Here is a 17,149-nt window from a genome sequence, read left to right on the forward strand (position 1 = left end):
GCAGAGCTCAACGCGGAGCACAGATCATTCTATCTCGTCGCTGACGAAATAGATGTTCTTCGAGCGATCGAGAAACTTGCCATAGAGCTCCTCTCGCAGCGCAACACCAGCCGGTGAGGCAAGGTCCCTGTCGTGTTGCTCCAGGCTTTTGACCTCGATCCTTTCGATGTATTGCCACGTCGAGTTTTCGGCGCCCTGGATGGGGCGGCGAATGCGATGAACCTTGTAGCTCACGTAATTGTCGAGGCTCCGCACGAGAGCGTAGTCGCGCTCGCGGACCCAGGCCTCATATTCCGCTGGGTCGACCCCTTCCTTGAGCGTGCTGATCAGGAAACGGACTGGCATGTGACTTTCTCCTTGGCTGTTTGCCCAATTCGGGTTGATCGGATATTGCCGACGACTTTGACGCGCACGCGCATGGCATTTCCGGGCAGATAGGCGATCGGCGTATCCTCTGCCTCGACCAGGGCAAGCGATTCCGAATCCGCGCCGGCCTCCACTGCCCGGGAATCGGCAAGCTTGCGTGCTGAAGCAACCGCCTCGTCTCGCGTCAGCCCCTGGAACACCTGATCGACTTCACCACTGACCTGCGCAATGGCTGCGCCAACCGCATTCGCGCAGCCCCCGTGTTGAACCCGAACGACACGCCCGACGCCCTGCAATTCTTCCGGAACAAGAAACGCGCCGCCCCCGACCGCAATCAGCGTGACGTCTGAAGCGCTTGTCTTCATCCGGTCGACGTTCTCTTCCAGCATCTCCTTGCAGCGGCGCAGAACCCTCTTCACGTCATCGGCAGTGATGTGTGCCACACGCTTGCGATCGCCAAGGTCGATCAGTCCGGCGGCAACGCCGATGTCGGTCGAGGTCACGCGATTGCCGCCAAACACCAGCGCTTCCGTGGACAGGCGATACCCAACGCTGAGCGGCCCGATGGCTGCCGCTCCAAGGTCGATATGGCTGCCGCCACCAAGTCCGATGGAAACGAGGTCCGGCATGCGGAATAGGGTCCTGACGCCTCCAATATGAACGACCGTGTTGGCTTCACGGGGAAAGCCGTTCCGCAAGTAGCCAAAGTCCGCCGTCGTTCCGCCGACGTCAACCACCACCGCATCTTTGAGCCCGGAAAGATAGGCCGCACCGCGCATCGAGTTGGTCGCACCGGAGGCGAAGCTGAACACAGGGTATGCGGCGGCACGCGAGGCCTCCGCGACGGTGCCGTCGTTTTGCGTGACAAAAAGCGGCGCGTTCAGCCCGACCTTTGACTTGGCTTGCTCAAAAGCCGTGATGGTCTCCCGAGCAAGCGCAATGAGAGAGGCATTGAGAATTGCGGCGTTCTCACGTTCGAGCAATCCGATCCCGCCGAGCAAATGTGCGCAGGTCACCGACACATCGGGGATTTCTTCGCGCAGGATGGCGGCGACCGCTTCTTCGTCGGACGGATCAAGCGGAGAGAACAGTGCGTTGACCACGACGTATTTGAGGCCGAGATTGCCGATTTCGCGCGCAATTCGCTTGGCTGCCGCGATATCCAGAGGGGCGAACCTGCGCCCGTCGTAATCGTGGCCGCCTTCGATTTGAAAGACCCCGCCATTGGCGAGCTCGGCAAGCCCAGCCGGCCAGTCGGTAAAGGGCGGCAGGGAGCTCGTGGCGGGGAGTGCAACTCGGATTACTGCCACTTTCGTCAGATGACGGCGCTGAACGACCGCATTGATGAAGTGGGTCGTACCTATCATCAGCGCGTCGAGACCGCTCGCATGCTCGGCACTCAGATCGAGCGCCCCGATGGCCGCAGCCACACCACTGGTGACGTCGGCCGTGGTGGCGACCTTCACGCCTTGAACGACTTTTCCGCCGTCGATCAGCACGGCATCCGTATTGGTGCCACCTACGTCAATCCCAATGCGTCTCATGAGCAGAATACCGACTTGAAATCGATGTCATAACCAAAAGCGCGGGGGCCGACATGGTCGAGCCCGCGCGGCGAGAGGAAGACCGGAGCCGCCGGCAGCGCGATCACGGTTGTCCGCTGGCCGTAGCGAATGGTTTCCGTTCCGATCGCTTCGCCGGATTCACTGTCGAGAACGCAAATGAGGTCGGGCGTCGAGACGAGCGCCTGCCCATCGCGCCACACGACGATCCACTCGTTCTGGAAATCGATCCGGATCTGGCTGCTGTGATCATCGCCAAGCCCCTCCACGACTGTGCGGCCGCGCAGGAAGCCCTCCGTTGTCCGCCGCTCGACTTCAACGACCTTGCCGGAGAACAGGAACCTGCCGGATTCCGCTTTCAGAATGGCTGCAATCGGGTCAGCGTGCTGCCGGTTGGCCTCGGCAACCGCCCGCCCGAGATTGATGGCTTTGGATGTGGTACGGGGAATGGCCCATTTCTTCACCTCAGCACCGGTGCGCGGCGCCTTGCAGGTCGCGACGATGGACCCGAACTCGGTACAAAGCTTTCGGCTCACACGTTCCATCCATTTCCAGGAGGAGGTTTTGCCAACGATCGCCTCATTACCGCGCGGGTCTACGGAGGTCAGCGGATAGGGAGCGAGACCGCCCACCGCAAAGCTCGTCATTTGCGCCTCAGGATAGGCACGCCCCATCGCATCGGCGTCGACAACTGGAATTTTCAGGTGGACGGCAGCGAGCAAGGACTGCATGCCGTTGCCGCCACCGATTTCGACTGCCATCACCGCCCTGAACTTGCGACCAAGATGCTCCTCCATGGCCGACACGGCGCGCGCGATGAGCCTGCTGTCGACCAGACGCTCCTGGAAAACAAGCGGCGCGCCCATAATGGAGACAACCGCGATCGCATCATCATCGTCCAGCTCGTCGGGATCGATCAGATCTACGCGAACGCCTTCATTGTAGTAACTCCGCATGCTCAAGAGCGCGTGATACGGACTCCCGCCGCCACCCGTTCCGAGAATCCAGGCGCCGACGGAGAGCGCCTCGATATCCTCCGGACTCAATTGTCTCATCTATAGCCTCCGAGCCGCGTCAATTGCGGCGACAAAAAACCGGATCAAGCAGCAACCGGGCCGCCACCACCAAGGGCGCGCTGCGCACGCTGCATGAGAAACTGATCGCCGAAGCGGTGCGCGATACGCTCAGCGGCAGTCGTAAGCAGCGTGATCGCACGATTCCTCTCCTCATCGCTCATGTGCGAGGCTGGATAGGAAATACAGAAGCCCACCGTCTCGCGGATTTCTGGATCGGAGACGCTCACGGAGATTGAGCCGACCCCGGGGATCGCTTCATCGAGGGCCTCGGCCCAACCGAACCGGCGCGGCTGATCCAGCGCCGCCACCAGCTCGTCGACATTTTGAGGGGCGCGCGGCGAAGGCGGCGTGACGCCTTCAGGATGAAGGGAGCGCACCACATTATCTGGAAAGCGCGAGAGCAGACTGCGCCCAATCGCAGTCGCAAATGCAGGAGCACGCTGGCCCAGCGGCGTGAATACGCGCAAGGCATGAGACCCCTGGTGCATCCGGATGACCAGAACATCCGCACCATCAAGGATCGAGACATAACCGGTATGCCCAGTCTCCCGGGTGATCTCCTTTACGGCCTCATCGACCGCATCGATCAAGGAGGAGTTCAGCTTGTAGAGGCGCGAAATCTCAAAAAGCAAATTTCCAACCTTGTAGCGCGGAGGATTTTCCGAGCGCGACAGGAGCCCCTCAACCAGCATCGTCTTCAGCAAACGAGATGCTGAACTTTTGGGCATACTCAATAACTGCGAGACTTCTGTCACGGAGACTTCAAGCCTGCCGGGCCCAAAAAGTCTAAGGATTTGCGCGGCATTTTCAATTGCGCCCATTTTTGATCACCTAGTTTCGTATATTGAAACTTAGTTGACAATAGCAGGACGATGACAATAATGCAAGCCATCGCGCACCGGACGACCGGCAAATCTTTCGCGCACAGTCAGGAGGGGAATGAGATGAACAGGGACACGCGCCGTCGGGATTTCTTGAAGTTCGCCGCAACCAGCGTCGCGGCGCTCACATTCACGGGCACAGCTCGTTTAGCTGCCGCACAAGATAAGCGAACGCTGACAGTCGCCTGGGATGCCGACATCGACACGCTCGATCCGGCCTCGTTCAAGACGTCGGCCGGCTACACGGTGCAGGCAAACGTTTACGACAGTCCGCTGATGTGGAAGGTGCAGCCGGTCGAGGGAAAGCCGGGAGTGTCGCAAGCAAAGCCTGGCGAGATCGAGGGCGGCATCGCTCAGTCCTGGTCCTTCGAAAATGGCAACGCCACGCTGGTGCTGAACATCCGCAAAGGCCTGAAATTACCGAGCGGCCGCGACGTCAACGCCACGACCGTGAAGTATCTCCTCGACCGCGGGCTGCAGTCGCCGGGTTATATGCGCCTCCTGTTTCCGCGCCTTCTTGGGGTAACCAAGCCCGAGCAGTTCAAGGTGCGCGACGACTTCACGATCGAGATCAATATGCCCTCGCCAAGCCCGATGGCGCTGGACATGATGGCGCTTATGAACAACGCGCTGCTTGATCCGGATGAGGTAAAGGCGAATGCGAACGCAGACGATCCCTGGGCCGCCAACTGGTTGAAGCGAAATACGGCCGGCGTCGGGCCGTATCAACTAGTCAAGAACCAGCCGGGCGTCGAAGTCGTCCTGGAAGCGCAGGCTGATCACTGGCGTGGTCACCCCTATTTCGATCGGATCGTTCTCAAATATGTGCCGAACGAAGCCGATCGCGTGCTGCTGCTCAAGCGCAAAGCCATCGACATGGTCGTCGGCAGATCAACGCTGTCTCCGCGCAATGTGAAGAGCCTCGAGGCGGAGCCAGGTTTGAAGACAGTCTCCGTGCCGGACACCCTGTGTCACTGGCTTTGCATGAACACGCAGAAGGCTCCGCTTAACAATGTCAAAGTGAGGCAGGCCATCAACTACGCCATCCCGGTCCAGGCGATCATCCCGAGCGTGCTGTATGGTTTCGGCACCGAGATGAAGAGCCCTGTACCTAGTTTGACGCCCGGTTACGACAACACGATCAGTCCCTACAAGTACGACATCGCAAAGGCCAAGGAGTTGATGCGCGAGGCGGGCTTCGGCAAGGATCCGGTTCCGATAGACCTTGCGGTACGCGCTGGATGGCAGCCGCACGAGCAGGCCTCGATCTGGCTCCAGACCGAGCTGGAGAAGATCGGCTTCAAGGTGAACATCGTCAAGGAAACCGAAGCCACCTTCCGCCAAATCGCAACCAAAGGCGATCACCAGCTTTCGATCGAGTCCTGGCAGTCCTGGATCAACGATCCCTTCTATCACCTGTTCTTCAACTTCCACAGCACAGCGAAGGGCACGAACACCTCGTTCTATTCCAATCCAGAAGTCGACAAGCTGATCGATGAGAACATGCATGAAACCGACACCAGCAAGCGTCTGGCGGCGGCAAAACGCCTGCAGGAGATCATCATCGGCGACGCCGTTTGGGGGCACCTCTGGTACGAAAACTGGACCCGCGTCATGCGATCCGACCTCGTTGGCATTGAGAAGCGTTGGGATAGTTATGAGCGCTTTTTCAGCATGAAGCTCGCCTGAGCACGTCATCTTCGTATTAAACGGGAGAGCGCTCCAATGGGTTTCTTCAATTATGTCATGCGACGGTTTGCGCTGGCTCTGCCGACCTTGTTCGGGGTCAGCGTGATCTGCTTTACCCTCACCTACCTACTCCCGGGCAATCCGGCCATGGTCAAGGCGGGCCCGTTTGCCACGCCCGAACATCTCGCTGAAATGGAGCACCAAATGGGCCTGGATCGCCCGTTTCCAGAGCAATACTACCGCTACGTCTCGGGCATCTTCAAAGGCGATCTTGGCGAGAGTGCCTCGACGGGACGGCCGGTGTCTCAGGACTTTCTGCAGCGCCTGCCCGCCACTCTCGAGCTCAATCTGGCGAGCCTTCTCATCGCGATCGTGATCGGACTGCCTCTTGGGGTCTTGTCAGCGGTGCATCGCGACACATTGATCGACCATATCGGACGAGTGGTCGGCATCATGGGTGTCGCCATGCCGAGCTTCCTGACCGGGCTCCTGTTCGTTTACGTCTTTTTCTACATGCTCAACATGGCCCCCTCACCGCTGGGGCGCCTCGGATCCGGCATAGAACCTCCCGCACACATAACCGGACTTTATGTGATCGACTCCCTGCTTACCGGCAATTGGACCACCTTACGATCAAGTCTGCATCAGCTCATGCTGCCTGCAGCGACCCTCGGGCTCAGCGCGATCGCGCCAGTCGCACGCATGGTGCGGTCCACCATGCTTGAGATCCTCGAGTCCGACTACATCAAGGCGGCCTGGGCGGCCGGATTGCCGCGAAGAACGGTGATTTATCGGGATGCGCTGCGAAATGCGCTGATACCTGTCATCACTATTTCCGGAATCGTTTTTGGATTCTTGATGGCCGGAAATGCGGTCGTCGAAAGCGTGTTCTCATGGCCCGGCATTGGCAATTACGCGGTGACTGCATTGCTTACGAAGGACTCGGCTCCGATCCAGTCTTTCATCCTCTTCGTCGCAGTGACGTGTGTCATGGTCAATTTGGCAGTCGATATCGCGTACGGCCTCGTTGACCCCCGGATTAGGTTCAGCTGATGTCCTCATCATTCTCCTCTTCGATTTCGCAACCGGCTTCATCTCTGGTGTGGCAGCGGCTTCAGCGCAATCCTGTTTCCTTTGCGGCACTGTGCGTGATCGTGCTGATCGCGGCGGCTGCGATATTGGCGCCGATCGTGGCGCCCTACCCGCCCGATGCCACCGACCCTGCAGCTTCTTTGCAGCCGCCTTCCTGGCAGCATGCGCTTGGAACTGACGAGTTCGGCCGCGATCAACTCTCGCGAATCATTTTTGCGGCCCGGGTCGACCTGCTGGTTGCCTTTGCAGCAACGTTTGTTGCCGTTTCAATCGGAGGGTTGCTTGGAGCAGTCGTCGGATACAGCCGGGGGTGGGCTGATACGATCGCGATGCGCGTCGTCGACGCTCTGATGGCCTTCCCGGCCTTCGTACTGGCCATGGGCATCACGGCAGGGCTTGGCAATTCCACCACCAATGTCGCAATTGCCATCTCGATCACACAAATCCCGGCTTATCTGCGGCTGACCCGTGGAGAGATGCTTCGGCTCCGGGAGATGGAATATGCCGATGCTGCTCGCACGCTCGGCAATCCGACCTGGAGGATTGTGTTCATTCACCTGCTGCCGAACTGCCTTCCCCCGCTGATTGTGCAGGCGACCCTCTCGACGGGTTTTGCGCTTCTGACGATGGCCTCGCTCTCCTTCATTGGCCTTGGAATTCAGCCGCCACAGAGCGAATGGGGCGTGATGACCGCGGAAGGTGCCTCACAGATCGTCACGGGAGAATGGTGGCTGTTCCTGTTTCCTGGCCTTGCCATCATGATTTCCGTTCTCGCATTCAACCTTATCGGCGACGGACTCCGTGACTTGCTTGACCCGCGCATGAGGGGATTGAGATGACCGAGCTGCTTGAGATTTCTGATCTGACCGTCCACTTTCAGATAAACCAGGGTGCCATTGAAGCAGTCGACCACATCAACCTGACGATCCGCCGGGGCGAGGTTCTCGGGCTGGTCGGCGAGTCCGGGTCGGGAAAGTCAGTCACGTCTTTCGCCATTCTGCGCCTGATCCGTCCCCCAGGGCGCGTCGTCTCCGGAAGCGTTCACTTTGACGGAGTTGATCTGGGTACGCTCCCTGAGGAACAGATGCGGCGCATGCGCGGCGCAAAGATCGCGATGGTATCGCAGACGCCGCGAACCGCCCTCAACCCGCTTCTGACCGTTGGAAAGCAGATCTCACGCTTGCTGATGGTCCACGCCGGCTTGTCGGCACGAGAGGCGGACAAGAAAATGCTCGAGATGCTGCGCCTTGTGCGCATTCCGGCGCCGGAAAAGCGAGCCAAGCAATACCCGCATCAGCTCTCGGGAGGGATGTGCCAGCGGATCATGATCGCTATGGCTCTTGCAACCTCACCTCAGCTCCTGCTCGCGGACGAGCCAACGACCGGGCTCGACGTTTCAATCGCGGCCAAGATTCTCGATCTGCTGCGCGAATTGAGCGCGAAAACAGGTGCGGCGATCATGCTGGTCACGCACGATCTCGGCGTTGTTGCCGAGATATGCGACCGCGTTGCCGTTATGCATGCGGGCCAAGTGGTGGAATGCGCCCCCGTGCGGGAGCTGTTCCATAATCCCGCCCATCCCTATACCAAGGCGCTCGTCCGATCGATACCGAGGGTCGATCGGGACGTCGTCCTAGAGCCCATACCGGGGTCGGTTCCTTCCCTGGTCAACCCGCCGAGCGGATGCCGTTACGCAGGACGCTGTGAGTGGGTAATGGATCGCTGTCGCGCGGCACGCCCTGCGATGATCGAGGCCGCCCCCGGCCATGTTGTAGCATGTTATGGATTCGAGGAACGCCGTGGCACTTGTTGAGATACGTGATCTGCAAATGCACTTTCCGCTCGGCGGGATGGCCGGGACGCTCGCACGCCTGCGAGGTCAGGATCAGCCCGTCGTGCGGGCAGTTGACTCTGTCTCCTTCGATATAGAAGCCGGCGAGACGGTTGGATTGGTCGGCGAATCCGGCTGTGGAAAATCGACAGTCGCGCGGTGCCTGGTCCGGCTAATCGAGCCGACGGCGGGATCTGTCTGCTATGATGGCACGGACATAGCGAGGCTTGATGCGCATGCCATGAAGCCTTTGCGCCGCGACATCCAGATGGTGTTTCAGGATCCTACTGCCTCGCTCAATCCCAGACTATCGGTGAGACGGATGGTGGAGGAGGCGCTCACGCTTCATACCAAGCTTCCGGCGAAGGAGCGGCGCGACCGCATCGAGGAGCTCATGCAGGAGGTGGGGCTCGGCCGCGATCTATTGGACCGCTATCCGCACGAGCTTTCGGGCGGTCAACGCCAGCGGGTCAATATAGCCAGGGCCATTGCAACGAATCCCCGCTTCGTTGTTCTTGACGAGCCAACCTCCGCACTGGACGTATCACTACGCTCGCGGGCAATTCTTCTGTTGGAGAAGCTGCGTGAACAACTCGGGTTGTCCTACCTCTTTATTTCCCACGACCTGGCCACTGTGAAGTACCTGGCGAGCCGCGTTGCGGTGATGTATCTCGGCAGCATTGTGGAGATGTCGGGCACAAAGGATCTGTTTGCAAAGCCCTTGCATCCCTACTCGCGCGCTTTGCTGGCGGCCATTCCAGTTCCGGATCCCGACGCAAAGCGCGACGATTTCGCTTTGTCCGGGGAAATTCCAAACCCTATCGATATCGCGCCTGGATGCAAGCTGAGAGGGCGTTGTCCTTTAGCCAAGCCTGTCTGCGCGGAAAGACCGCCTTTGAAGGAGGTTGCGCCCGGCCGGTTCGTCGCCTGCCACCTGGTCTGAGACGGATGTCTTTACGTTAGAGCCGCGATACTGAGGAGCCCGTGGGACTATATCGAGCGTATCGAGGTGACTGATCGCGCGGTCTACGAAGCTGAACTCGCCCTCGCCGGCAAGGAACTGATCGACCAGCGAGAAGTATCGGGGTAAATCGAAGACGATATCGCTCTGGTCGGAACGTATCGAGCCGTAACACCCCCGGCGAAGCGTGGGCTTGGTCTGAGTGCGTCTCCTTCGGATCTTTGGGTTGTAATGCACTTACTAGTCATCCACGCGAGTTCGCTCAGGGGATGATTCACGTTGATTCGATCCCGTGGGGGATTTCATAGCTATCCAAAAGTAGAGGGCTTCCACCTCCAAGCTGCCGAACATGCCGGGCACAAAAAAAGGGCCACTCCAAGGAGCGGCCCTTAAGTGAGGGAGGAAACGTCCCATAGGGACTTCTGGGATCAGGCCGCAGCCTGTTCGATCGGGGAGAATGGCAGGCCGAGGCTCTCGGCTACAGCCTTGTAAGTAAGCCGGCCGCGATACGCATTGAGGCCTGCCCGCAGATGCGGATTCTCGAGCACCGCCGCGAAACCCTTGTTGGCGAGCGCCAGCCCGAAGGGCAGTGTGGCATTGTTCAGTGCCTGGCTCGATGTGAGCGGGACGGCTCCGGGCATATTGGCGACGCAATAGTGAATGACGCCATCCACCTCGTAAGTTGGATCGGCGTGCGTGGTCGGGCGCGATGTCTCGAAGCAGCCGCCTTGATCGATGGCGACGTCAACGATGACGGATCCCTTGCGCATTGAGCCTAGCATGCTGCGGCTCACGAGTTTCGGTGCGCTTGCACCGGGGACGAGGACCGCGCCGATGACAACGTCGGCTGCAAAGACCTCCTCTTCGAGGGCATCTATGGTCGAGAATCTGGTACGAACGCGGCTTTCGAACAGTTCATCCAGCTCGCGAAGGCGGGGGATCGAACGGTCGAGGATCGTGACCTCGGCGCCCAGGCCAGCGGCCATTCGGGCCGCATGTGTCCCAACAACGCCGCCTCCGATCACGACGATGCGGGCCGGCTGCACGCCAGGAACGCCGCCGATCAACAGCCCTCGCCCGCCGCTATAGCGCTTCAGGGCGCTGCCTGCCGCTTCGACCGCAAGCCTTCCCGCGACTTCGCTCATCGGCGCAAGCAGCGGAAGCCCGCTATGCGCATCCGTCACGGTCTCATAGGCGATAGCGGTGCATCCAGACTTGAGGAGTCCCCGCGCCTGTTCCGGGTCTGGCGCCAGATGCAGGTACGTGAAAAGGATCTGCTCCTCGCGCAGCTGAGTCCATTCAGAAGGTTGCGGCTCCTTCACCTTTACGATCATCTCGCTGGATGCGAAGACCTCACGAGCTGAGCCGACAATCGTCGCGCCGGCCTTGCGATAAGTGTCATCGCTCGCGCCAATGCCGGCACCCGCATTGGTCTCGACCAGTACATTGTGACCGGCAGCCACATATTCGCGGACGGCGCCAGGGGTCAGACCCACGCGGTATTCGTGCGTCTTGATTTCCTTAGGGACCCCGACCTTCATATGCAATCTCCTGTTTGGCCCCTCCTTTTAATCGAAAGGCCAGGTTGTTTCTCTGCAAAATCGCGAAGAATGGGCGACACAACGGCGACAATATGCGCTGACCGAGATCGTTCTGCAGAATTCCAAACAAACGCGGCCAGCCCGGCAAAGTCACACGATCCACTGCACGGGGGCGACACGATCAGTAAAAGCTCTCTCATCATTGTTGGAAGGCGTCCTGCAAGCGGACCGCTGGGCGTCCGCTCGGCTGGCGGAGGTTCCATGTATGGAGACAGCGGTCAACCTCATGCGGCTGGGTCTCGTCACTGAGAACGGTTTAACCTCGGCCGGGCTTGAGGTCTTCGTCGTCGCTTTCAAAGCGCAACGTGACGCGCCTCAGCGGGAGTTGCTGCCGTAAATCACGCAGCGTTACCAGAACGCCAAGCCGGCTGAGAGATCTATGTTCGGTTAGACGGGTCGGTGCGCTGCTGCGCCGGACCCGATGCCAAGCCAAAAGTGGTTGGCGGCTTGCAAGCCCAGCAGCATGGTGCCTGATTCGGCAAATATCGCGATCATTTTGAGCAAGCTTTCGCACGGCGACGGAAACTGTCGCGGCATTGCGCGGTGACGAAGTCGGATTAGACTTTGCTTAAGTCAGATCGGCTGCCTGCACTGGATCTGGTACTGTCTGTCAGCGCGAAGCGGTCGCTGGCCATGGAATTGCTACCATTGAACTAGACGCCTTCCGTGCCGGTAACTCTACTCAGGCGCTATAGGTGATTGAATCATCGTCCCTTCGGCCGCTGGCCGCAAACGCGCCACCTAATTGCCTCGTCGCCCATCCCGCATCCTCCGCAACGTCAAACTATTTTTCAAATCGCTCGAGATCATACTCAGAAAATAAAAGCCCTATTTTATATCACGATGCTAGCTTCCGCGCGCTGGCGATATGCCGGTCACTCTGGAGAAAGTGGATGAATACAACCGCTATCAATGAAACCGCTATCAATGACACGGTGCAGGACCTCGGGGACGCCACCGAGCTCACAAAAGGCTTTGGGGGCTCGTGGCGCGCAGAACACACGACCGGCGATTATTATTTAGTGGATGAGTCCGATTGACGCGGACCGTCTTGATGGGATGGGCTTCGGCCCATCCCATCAGTTTGAGGCGGTGGCCAAGGGATCGCTGCTGTGAGTGACATATTTCATGCGTGGTCTAACGGGCGTTGGATCAGCCTCGACCTGCAATCCAATCGTTACAGCATGGCGAGCACTTCTGCAGCTTGTCCGGAGGAGCGTGAACGGCTAACCGAGACGACGGCCAAGTTGCGCGATTGCCTGAGTTCACCGCCAGCCTTTCTCCCACCCCTCCATCTGGTGTGGCACTATGCGCGTGCGGCTCATGCTGCTCGCTTCGTTCGCAGCCAGACCATCGCTCGTCAACTCGACTTTTTACGTGCCTCGCGTCGGGGAACAGCACCGGCGTCAATGGGAGTCGAAACAATCGATTACTACGCCAGCGTATTCCAACATCTGCGCAATCTTCGGTTCCGCCGCCCGCGCTGCCTTGAGGATTCCGTAGGGGGGTATCTGTTTTTCTATCCCTACATCGCATCGCTCGAGCTCCTCGTTGGTGTGAAGCAGCCCCCGTTCAGAGCCCACGCCTGGCTGCAATCTGGTGACCTCATTTTGAACGACGCGAAGCGTGCTGTGGAGGACTACAGCGTCATCTTGAGCTTCGCGAAATGAGACTCAATGTAGATGGGCTCTTGGATTCAGCGAAGGAGCTTGCCACCATCATTGTAGACGGCCGCGTGGAAATCACGGTGCTCAACGATATTGTTGACGCCGAGACCGGCATGCCGACTGAATTGGAGCCAACACAGTTCAAAGACACGTCTCTGCCGGAGATTGTCGCCTTGCTGCAGGAGCGGTACGCTGGCGATGCGGCGTTCATTGTTCGCGCGCCAAGTGGCATCGCGATCGTACGCCCACCTTTCTCGGAGATCTCCATCTTCTACCAGGTCAGAAATGATGAGATTGAGTGCTGGGCAGGACTGAAGCTGCCAGATGCCGCCTTGGCGCAACGCCACGCCTTCAACTTTGGCTATTTGACTGGCCTGATACGCAACGCGTCTTGGTTGACCCCGGAAACAGGGTTGTGTGGGATTTTTGAGCTACTGAGTGGCGCGGCGCTCATCGTCTCAAGGGGGACTTTTCGGCAAGTCGATTTTCTGGCGGGCGCCGTAGCCAGGCTCAACACCTCGGCGTTCTCTTTCAAGGATGACGTGGCCAGTTTTCGCCAATTGATCTCAGCGAGCGTCGCTCACAAAACCCGCCACTATGGCGGTGCTTTCAGTATTCAATGTTCCGGGGGCCTTGATTCGTCGGTAGTGGCGCTGGCTGCGGCCGACCTCCATCGAGGCAGGCCCCTTTCCCTCCTGAACAGCTACTCAGAGACGGACGTCAATGGTGACGAACGCTTCTTTTTTGCCGCGCTAGCCGAGCAGGTGGGCGGCGCGCCAACCTATGTCGAAACGAATGCTCGCTCGTCGATGACCCATCTATCGTCAGAATTGCTGGCTCCAACGCCGCGACCTTGTAAGCTAGCGGCCACGATCGCCACAACGGCTCAACTTCACGAGGCTGCGCAGGCCGCAGGATCGCGCCTGGTGCTCACAGGAGACGGAGGCGATCAACTATTTCTCAGAATGCGCCGCTTGACGATGGCCAGAGAGCTGCTTGCCGAATCCCGATCGCCACAAGATGCATTGCGCGAGCTCGCCGGCCTTGCGATTCAGGCTCGAACGTCTGTCTGGCGTGTTCTTCGCGAGGTGATCACCGGTCGGAGCGGCCGGGACTTACGCCGCCATATGCTCGGTGATCATCGGCCGCAGTCGCCTGTCGCGTCAGTGCGGCCGGATTTCGGTGCAGAGCTCGTACCAGGCGCCAGGTCCCTACGCCACCTGCCGACGACGCGACTGTTTCAGTTCTTCGGCATGCGTCATGCGGAGCTCAATCGCATCGCACTACGAGACATTGCGGTAGAAGAGCGAAAGGCGTTTGTGTTCTGGCCGCTCATCAAGGCAAGTCTCGTCACGGCTCGCCGACATCATCACTCAAATGGAATTGATCGTGCACTTGAGCGCGAGGCCTTCCGGGAACATTTGCCCGACGTGATCTACTATCGGGTTGGCAAAGGTGCCGGGCGCGACATGCTAATGCGGTACGAATATGGTGCCTTAGTGTCACGTGTCGAGCGTAGTGCATTGTATCGGCAAGGCTTGATCTCCCGCGATCTCCTCCGTTCAGCTATCGACAATTTGTCATACGACTCAGCGTTTGCACTCGTTCGTCTCTGCGCTGTTGCCGATTGGATGGACCTTCATGAACTGGGGTAAGCCGCTCTTGCCCCCGCTCCAATGGGACATCATCAAGACGAGCCTGCAATCTTCCCGCGTTCTTGTCGCGGGCTTCTTGCTCACGACCATTGCAGCGTCTGCCTGCACGGTCGCCGGGCCGCTCTTGTTCTCACGGGCCGTCGCCCGGCTGGCCAGCGCGCCGCCGCTTCTTACGCTCAGTTTGTTGTTGCTGTTTGCCGTTACGACCGCACTTGCTCGGTGCTTGCAGGAGGTCAAGGCGGTTCTGTCGAACAGGCTGGAACAGGACGTTCGTAATCTCTCCAGCAAGAAGATCATGGCCGCTCTGGTGAGCGCCGAGGGCTCGCTGTTTTCTCAAAACAATCCGAGCAAGATTTCGGCAATGGTAGAGAGTTGGCACCAGTCCAATAAGATGTACATTCAGCTCTATTTGATGGTGCTGATGGGCGGGGTCGCCGATGTTGCGTTCTCGTTCCTTGCCGTCGGTGGAGCAGCAAATTGGTTTGTGGCGCTGTTCGTTCTAGCCTACGGCGCCGTCCTCGTGTTGATAACGTGGAAGAGCAATAGAGTTACAAAAGTGTATCAGGCTGAGGCGCAGGCCTCAAGTAACGAGGGCTCGAACGTTTTAGGAAATGCAATCGAGAACATCATTTCGATCAGGGTGTTCCGCGCTCAACCCTGGATAGCTGAGTTGTATGACCGCCAGGCCGCCGCCACGCGCCGAGCCTGGCTCTCGTTCTATGGCGCCCGGTTGCGCTATGGCGCTTTGCAAGCGACCCTCTTGTTCGTTCAGTATGCCTCGATCTTGGGGCTTTCGCTGTGGCTCTATGACCGATCAGGCGAGATAGGTGGGCTCGTCATGGTGAGCATGATCCTGGTTCAACTGAACCGGCCCTTCGAGCTTATTGGCATGTCAATTCGAGACATCATCATTGCGCGTGGCATGGCCCGGCCGCTGCAGGCGCTGCTTGATGCCCATGCCCCAGCGGCACGACCCGCTATGCTCAAGCGTACTATGCCGATATCGGGCTCACTCGCCATTTCCATCAGCGCGCTTTCGTTTGGTTATGAGCGCGCCGCCTCGCCGCTTCTCTCTGGGATAACGGGCGAGTTCAAGCCCGGCGTCATCAACTTCATCATCGGACGCTCGGGCGCTGGCAAATCGACGCTTATGCAGCTCCTGCTAAAAATGCATCAAGGCTACAGCGGCCTGGTACGCGTTGGCTCTCTGGACCTGGCCACGATCGATCCGGAAGATTACTTGGCGCACGTAGGTTACGTGCCCCAAGAGCCTATGATGATGAATCTGAGTATCCGCGAAAACGTTCTGCTGGGCCGCCCGTTTCCCGATGCGGACGTGTTCCACGCACTAGAATGCGTCCATCTGGCTGATAAGGTGACCTCCTTGCGGGACGGTTTGGACTACCGCGTCGGCGAGCGGGGCCAATTGCTAAGCGGCGGCGAGAGGCAGCGCCTTGCGATCGCCCGTGCCCTCATCGCAAGGCCTCGGCTGTTGCTCCTCGACGAGGCCAGTTCCGGGTTGGACGAGCAGACCGAGCGCGGAATCTTCGACGAACTTCGGCAACTCGCGTCGGACACGACGATCATAGCAATCACGCATCGCCGGGGCGTGATAAGTCCACGTGACTACGTGCTAGATTTGTCGTGGTCGGCATCCGCGAGAGCCTCGCTTGTGCTCGCATAACTTCCGTGACCCGGCGCCTGAAAAAGTCTTGGATGGCACGGGCTGCGCCTTTGTGCTGCCCTTCGACCATCAACGCACTGATACTTTGACTTTCGACAAGCAACTCGCTGTAGTACGTACGTGTTCCCATTGCGCGTGAAAGGTAGACATAAACGACGTCCGCGACGTGATCCGCAATGTGGCGATGCTGTTTGACCAGCAACGCGCGCCGATAGCACTCGCCTGCTTTCAAGAAGAGTTTGGCGGGATCCTCATTGCTTGCGTAGATGGGCTTAATTTCACCGCAGAAGCTTGCCGCCACTTCATCAATCAGCTTCGCCTTGGTGAAATCGCTGATGCTATCGACATACATTTGCGACAGCATGTTGCAGAACAGGATGGCTTGATGTGGGTCGATCGGCCTGGCGTTGAACCCCTTGTGGTCGACATTTTGCACCACATCGCGCTCAGTCAGCCGTATCAAAGCCTCTCGTACGGGCGAAATTCCGACGCGAAGCTCATCGGCAATGTCGGCAGGCTTCAAGGCTGTGCCGGGTAGCCAATGGCCCAGTAATAGACGCTCGCGCAAGGCCTGGAATACTGGATGCTGTGTCTCAAAAGCCATGATTACTCGCCCGTTCAAGCGGCCTGACTGAGGCGGTCAAGGGAGCCTCACCTCTTGGCATAGCTCATGCCGCCCCGGAAACCATGCGCGGTCCGGTCCGCGGCGAAATGGCTGCTAGCATAGGCCGCCATGGCAGGCCGTCCGCTAGGGCCACGAAGCTCTGCTGCCGAGTAGGAGGTGGGTATGTCCAAAGCGGAATAGGCGGTCGCAACGGGTAGAGGCGATGATCGAGCGGCATTTCTGCCATTGTGCAACCCGCCCAAGAAGCAGCGTCGCTGCCACTGGTGCCGACGTCGGCGCCAACATGTTGGTTTCGCTGTTCACGATATTGCGTCCGCACTCGCGGTCCGCCGCCCAAAATCAGGATAGATTCGCCGGTCATCATGGCTCCCATTTCGTTCATCAAAATGTTAGTCGTTTGTTGGATCGGTGGAGAGCTCCAGCTCCGCTCGTCGCGCAGCCGCGTTCGTAACGAGATCA

16 protein-coding genes are annotated in these 17,149 nt (G+C 59.0%); 10 read left to right on the top strand and 6 right to left on the bottom strand.

The features are described 5' to 3' along the window. Window positions 1-24: 24 nt before the first annotated feature. From I6F28_RS16785 to I6F28_RS16800, 4 genes are read right to left on the bottom strand one after another with little or no spacing between them, the layout of a single operon-like run. On the bottom strand, window positions 25-345 hold the full coding sequence (locus I6F28_RS16785) for a RedY/HapK family protein (RefSeq protein ID WP_225131341.1): 321 nt from the start codon (window positions 343-345) through the stop codon (window positions 25-27). Next, entirely contained in the window at window positions 327-1,910 is a 1,584-nt protein-coding gene (locus I6F28_RS16790) for a hydantoinase/oxoprolinase N-terminal domain-containing protein (protein WP_225131343.1), read from the bottom strand. The genes I6F28_RS16785 and I6F28_RS16790 overlap by 19 nt, the downstream gene beginning before the upstream one ends. Continuing rightward, a complete protein-coding gene (locus I6F28_RS16795; RefSeq protein ID WP_225131344.1) occupies window positions 1,907-2,983 on the bottom strand; it encodes an S-methyl thiohydantoin desulfurase family protein in 1,077 nt (358 codons plus the stop codon). Before I6F28_RS16795 ends, I6F28_RS16790 begins: the two co-directional genes overlap by 4 nt. A 44-nt stretch (window positions 2,984-3,027) precedes the next feature. After that, window positions 3,028-3,825, bottom strand: coding sequence for an IclR family transcriptional regulator (locus I6F28_RS16800; protein WP_225140372.1), 798 nt, complete (start codon window positions 3,823-3,825; stop codon window positions 3,028-3,030). 60 nt (window positions 3,826-3,885) lie between these two features. On the opposite strand from I6F28_RS16800, the gene I6F28_RS16805 reads away from it, so the two are divergent. From I6F28_RS16805 to I6F28_RS16825, 5 genes are read left to right on the top strand one after another with little or no spacing between them, the layout of a single operon-like run. Beyond that, on the top strand, window positions 3,886-5,574 hold the full coding sequence (locus I6F28_RS16805; RefSeq protein ID WP_225131356.1) for an ABC transporter substrate-binding protein: 1,689 nt from the start codon (window positions 3,886-3,888) through the stop codon (window positions 5,572-5,574). A 36-nt stretch (window positions 5,575-5,610) separates the two neighbouring features. Next, on the top strand, window positions 5,611-6,627 hold the full coding sequence (locus I6F28_RS16810; RefSeq protein ID WP_225131358.1) for an ABC transporter permease: 1,017 nt from the start codon (window positions 5,611-5,613) through the stop codon (window positions 6,625-6,627). Next, the gene (locus tag I6F28_RS16815; RefSeq protein WP_225131360.1) at window positions 6,627-7,505 is read left to right on the top strand and encodes an ABC transporter permease; all 879 of its coding nucleotides are present in this window, start codon (window positions 6,627-6,629) and stop codon (window positions 7,503-7,505) included. Before I6F28_RS16810 ends, I6F28_RS16815 begins: the two co-directional genes overlap by 1 nt. Continuing rightward, window positions 7,502-8,479, top strand: coding sequence for an ABC transporter ATP-binding protein (locus tag I6F28_RS16820; RefSeq protein WP_225131362.1), 978 nt, complete (start codon window positions 7,502-7,504; stop codon window positions 8,477-8,479). The genes I6F28_RS16815 and I6F28_RS16820 overlap by 4 nt, the downstream gene beginning before the upstream one ends. Next, window positions 8,466-9,440, top strand: a complete 975-nt coding sequence (locus I6F28_RS16825) for an ABC transporter ATP-binding protein (RefSeq protein ID WP_225131364.1) — start codon at window positions 8,466-8,468, stop codon at window positions 9,438-9,440. Before I6F28_RS16820 ends, I6F28_RS16825 begins: the two co-directional genes overlap by 14 nt. Window positions 9,441-9,886: 446 nt before the next feature. Here I6F28_RS16825 and ald read toward each other — a convergent pair whose 3' ends face one another. Continuing rightward, window positions 9,887-10,999 carry an alanine dehydrogenase gene (gene ald, locus I6F28_RS16830; protein ID WP_225131366.1) on the bottom strand — a complete coding sequence of 371 codons (1,113 nt, stop codon included), beginning with the start codon at window positions 10,997-10,999 and terminating at the stop codon, window positions 9,887-9,889. Between the two features lie 265 nt (window positions 11,000-11,264). On the opposite strand from ald, the gene I6F28_RS37490 reads away from it, so the two are divergent. From I6F28_RS37490 to I6F28_RS16850, 5 genes are all read left to right on the top strand, one after another. After that, the gene (locus I6F28_RS37490) at window positions 11,265-11,396 is read left to right on the top strand and encodes a hypothetical protein (protein ID WP_275945364.1); all 132 of its coding nucleotides are present in this window, start codon (window positions 11,265-11,267) and stop codon (window positions 11,394-11,396) included. Between the two features lie 556 nt (window positions 11,397-11,952). Beyond that, entirely contained in the window at window positions 11,953-12,099 is a 147-nt protein-coding gene (locus tag I6F28_RS16835; RefSeq protein WP_225140373.1) for a hypothetical protein, read from the top strand. Window positions 12,100-12,171: 72 nt separating this feature from the next. Next, window positions 12,172-12,729, top strand: a complete 558-nt coding sequence (locus I6F28_RS16840; protein WP_225131370.1) for a lasso peptide biosynthesis B2 protein — start codon at window positions 12,172-12,174, stop codon at window positions 12,727-12,729. A 20-nt stretch (window positions 12,730-12,749) separates the two neighbouring features. Beyond that, window positions 12,750-14,381, top strand: coding sequence for an asparagine synthase-related protein (locus I6F28_RS16845; RefSeq protein ID WP_225131372.1), 1,632 nt, complete (start codon window positions 12,750-12,752; stop codon window positions 14,379-14,381). Beyond that, complete coding sequence (locus I6F28_RS16850) at window positions 14,368-16,065, top strand: ATP-binding cassette domain-containing protein (RefSeq protein WP_225131375.1); 1,698 nt, start codon at window positions 14,368-14,370, stop codon at window positions 16,063-16,065. The genes I6F28_RS16845 and I6F28_RS16850 overlap by 14 nt, the downstream gene beginning before the upstream one ends. Here the strand turns inward: I6F28_RS16850 and I6F28_RS16855 are convergent. Further along, on the bottom strand, window positions 15,974-16,669 hold the full coding sequence (locus tag I6F28_RS16855; RefSeq protein WP_225131377.1) for a GntR family transcriptional regulator: 696 nt from the start codon (window positions 16,667-16,669) through the stop codon (window positions 15,974-15,976). The genes I6F28_RS16850 and I6F28_RS16855 overlap by 92 nt on opposite strands. Window positions 16,670-17,149: the final 480 nt, after the last annotated feature.

Source organism: Bradyrhizobium sp. NBAIM14 (assembly GCF_020193895.1).
Lineage (GTDB): Bacteria > Pseudomonadota > Alphaproteobacteria > Rhizobiales > Xanthobacteraceae > Bradyrhizobium > Bradyrhizobium yuanmingense.

What these genes read in the sequence shown, in the direction of transcription:
- I6F28_RS16785 (WP_225131341.1), bottom strand. Translation starts at nt 345, where the DNA reads ATGCCAGTCCGTTTCCTGATCAGCACGCTCAAGGAAGGGGTCGACCCA.
- I6F28_RS16790 (WP_225131343.1), bottom strand. Translation starts at nt 1,910, where the DNA reads ATGAGACGCATTGGGATTGACGTAGGTGGCACCAATACGGATGCCGTG.
- I6F28_RS16795 (WP_225131344.1), bottom strand. Translation starts at nt 2,983, where the DNA reads ATGAGACAATTGAGTCCGGAGGATATCGAGGCGCTCTCCGTCGGCGCC.
- I6F28_RS16800 (WP_225140372.1), bottom strand. Translation starts at nt 3,825, where the DNA reads ATGGGCGCAATTGAAAATGCCGCGCAAATCCTTAGACTTTTTGGGCCC.
- I6F28_RS16805 (WP_225131356.1), top strand. Translation starts at nt 3,886, where the DNA reads ATGCAAGCCATCGCGCACCGGACGACCGGCAAATCTTTCGCGCACAGT.
- I6F28_RS16810 (WP_225131358.1), top strand. Translation starts at nt 5,611, where the DNA reads ATGGGTTTCTTCAATTATGTCATGCGACGGTTTGCGCTGGCTCTGCCG.
- I6F28_RS16815 (WP_225131360.1), top strand. Translation starts at nt 6,627, where the DNA reads ATGTCCTCATCATTCTCCTCTTCGATTTCGCAACCGGCTTCATCTCTG.
- I6F28_RS16820 (WP_225131362.1), top strand. Translation starts at nt 7,502, where the DNA reads ATGACCGAGCTGCTTGAGATTTCTGATCTGACCGTCCACTTTCAGATA.
- ald (WP_225131366.1), bottom strand. Translation starts at nt 10,999, where the DNA reads ATGAAGGTCGGGGTCCCTAAGGAAATCAAGACGCACGAATACCGCGTG.
- I6F28_RS37490 (WP_275945364.1), top strand. Translation starts at nt 11,265, where the DNA reads ATGGAGACAGCGGTCAACCTCATGCGGCTGGGTCTCGTCACTGAGAAC.
- I6F28_RS16835 (WP_225140373.1), top strand. Translation starts at nt 11,953, where the DNA reads ATGAATACAACCGCTATCAATGAAACCGCTATCAATGACACGGTGCAG.
- I6F28_RS16850 (WP_225131375.1), top strand. Translation starts at nt 14,368, where the DNA reads ATGAACTGGGGTAAGCCGCTCTTGCCCCCGCTCCAATGGGACATCATC.
- I6F28_RS16855 (WP_225131377.1), bottom strand. Translation starts at nt 16,669, where the DNA reads ATGGCTTTTGAGACACAGCATCCAGTATTCCAGGCCTTGCGCGAGCGT.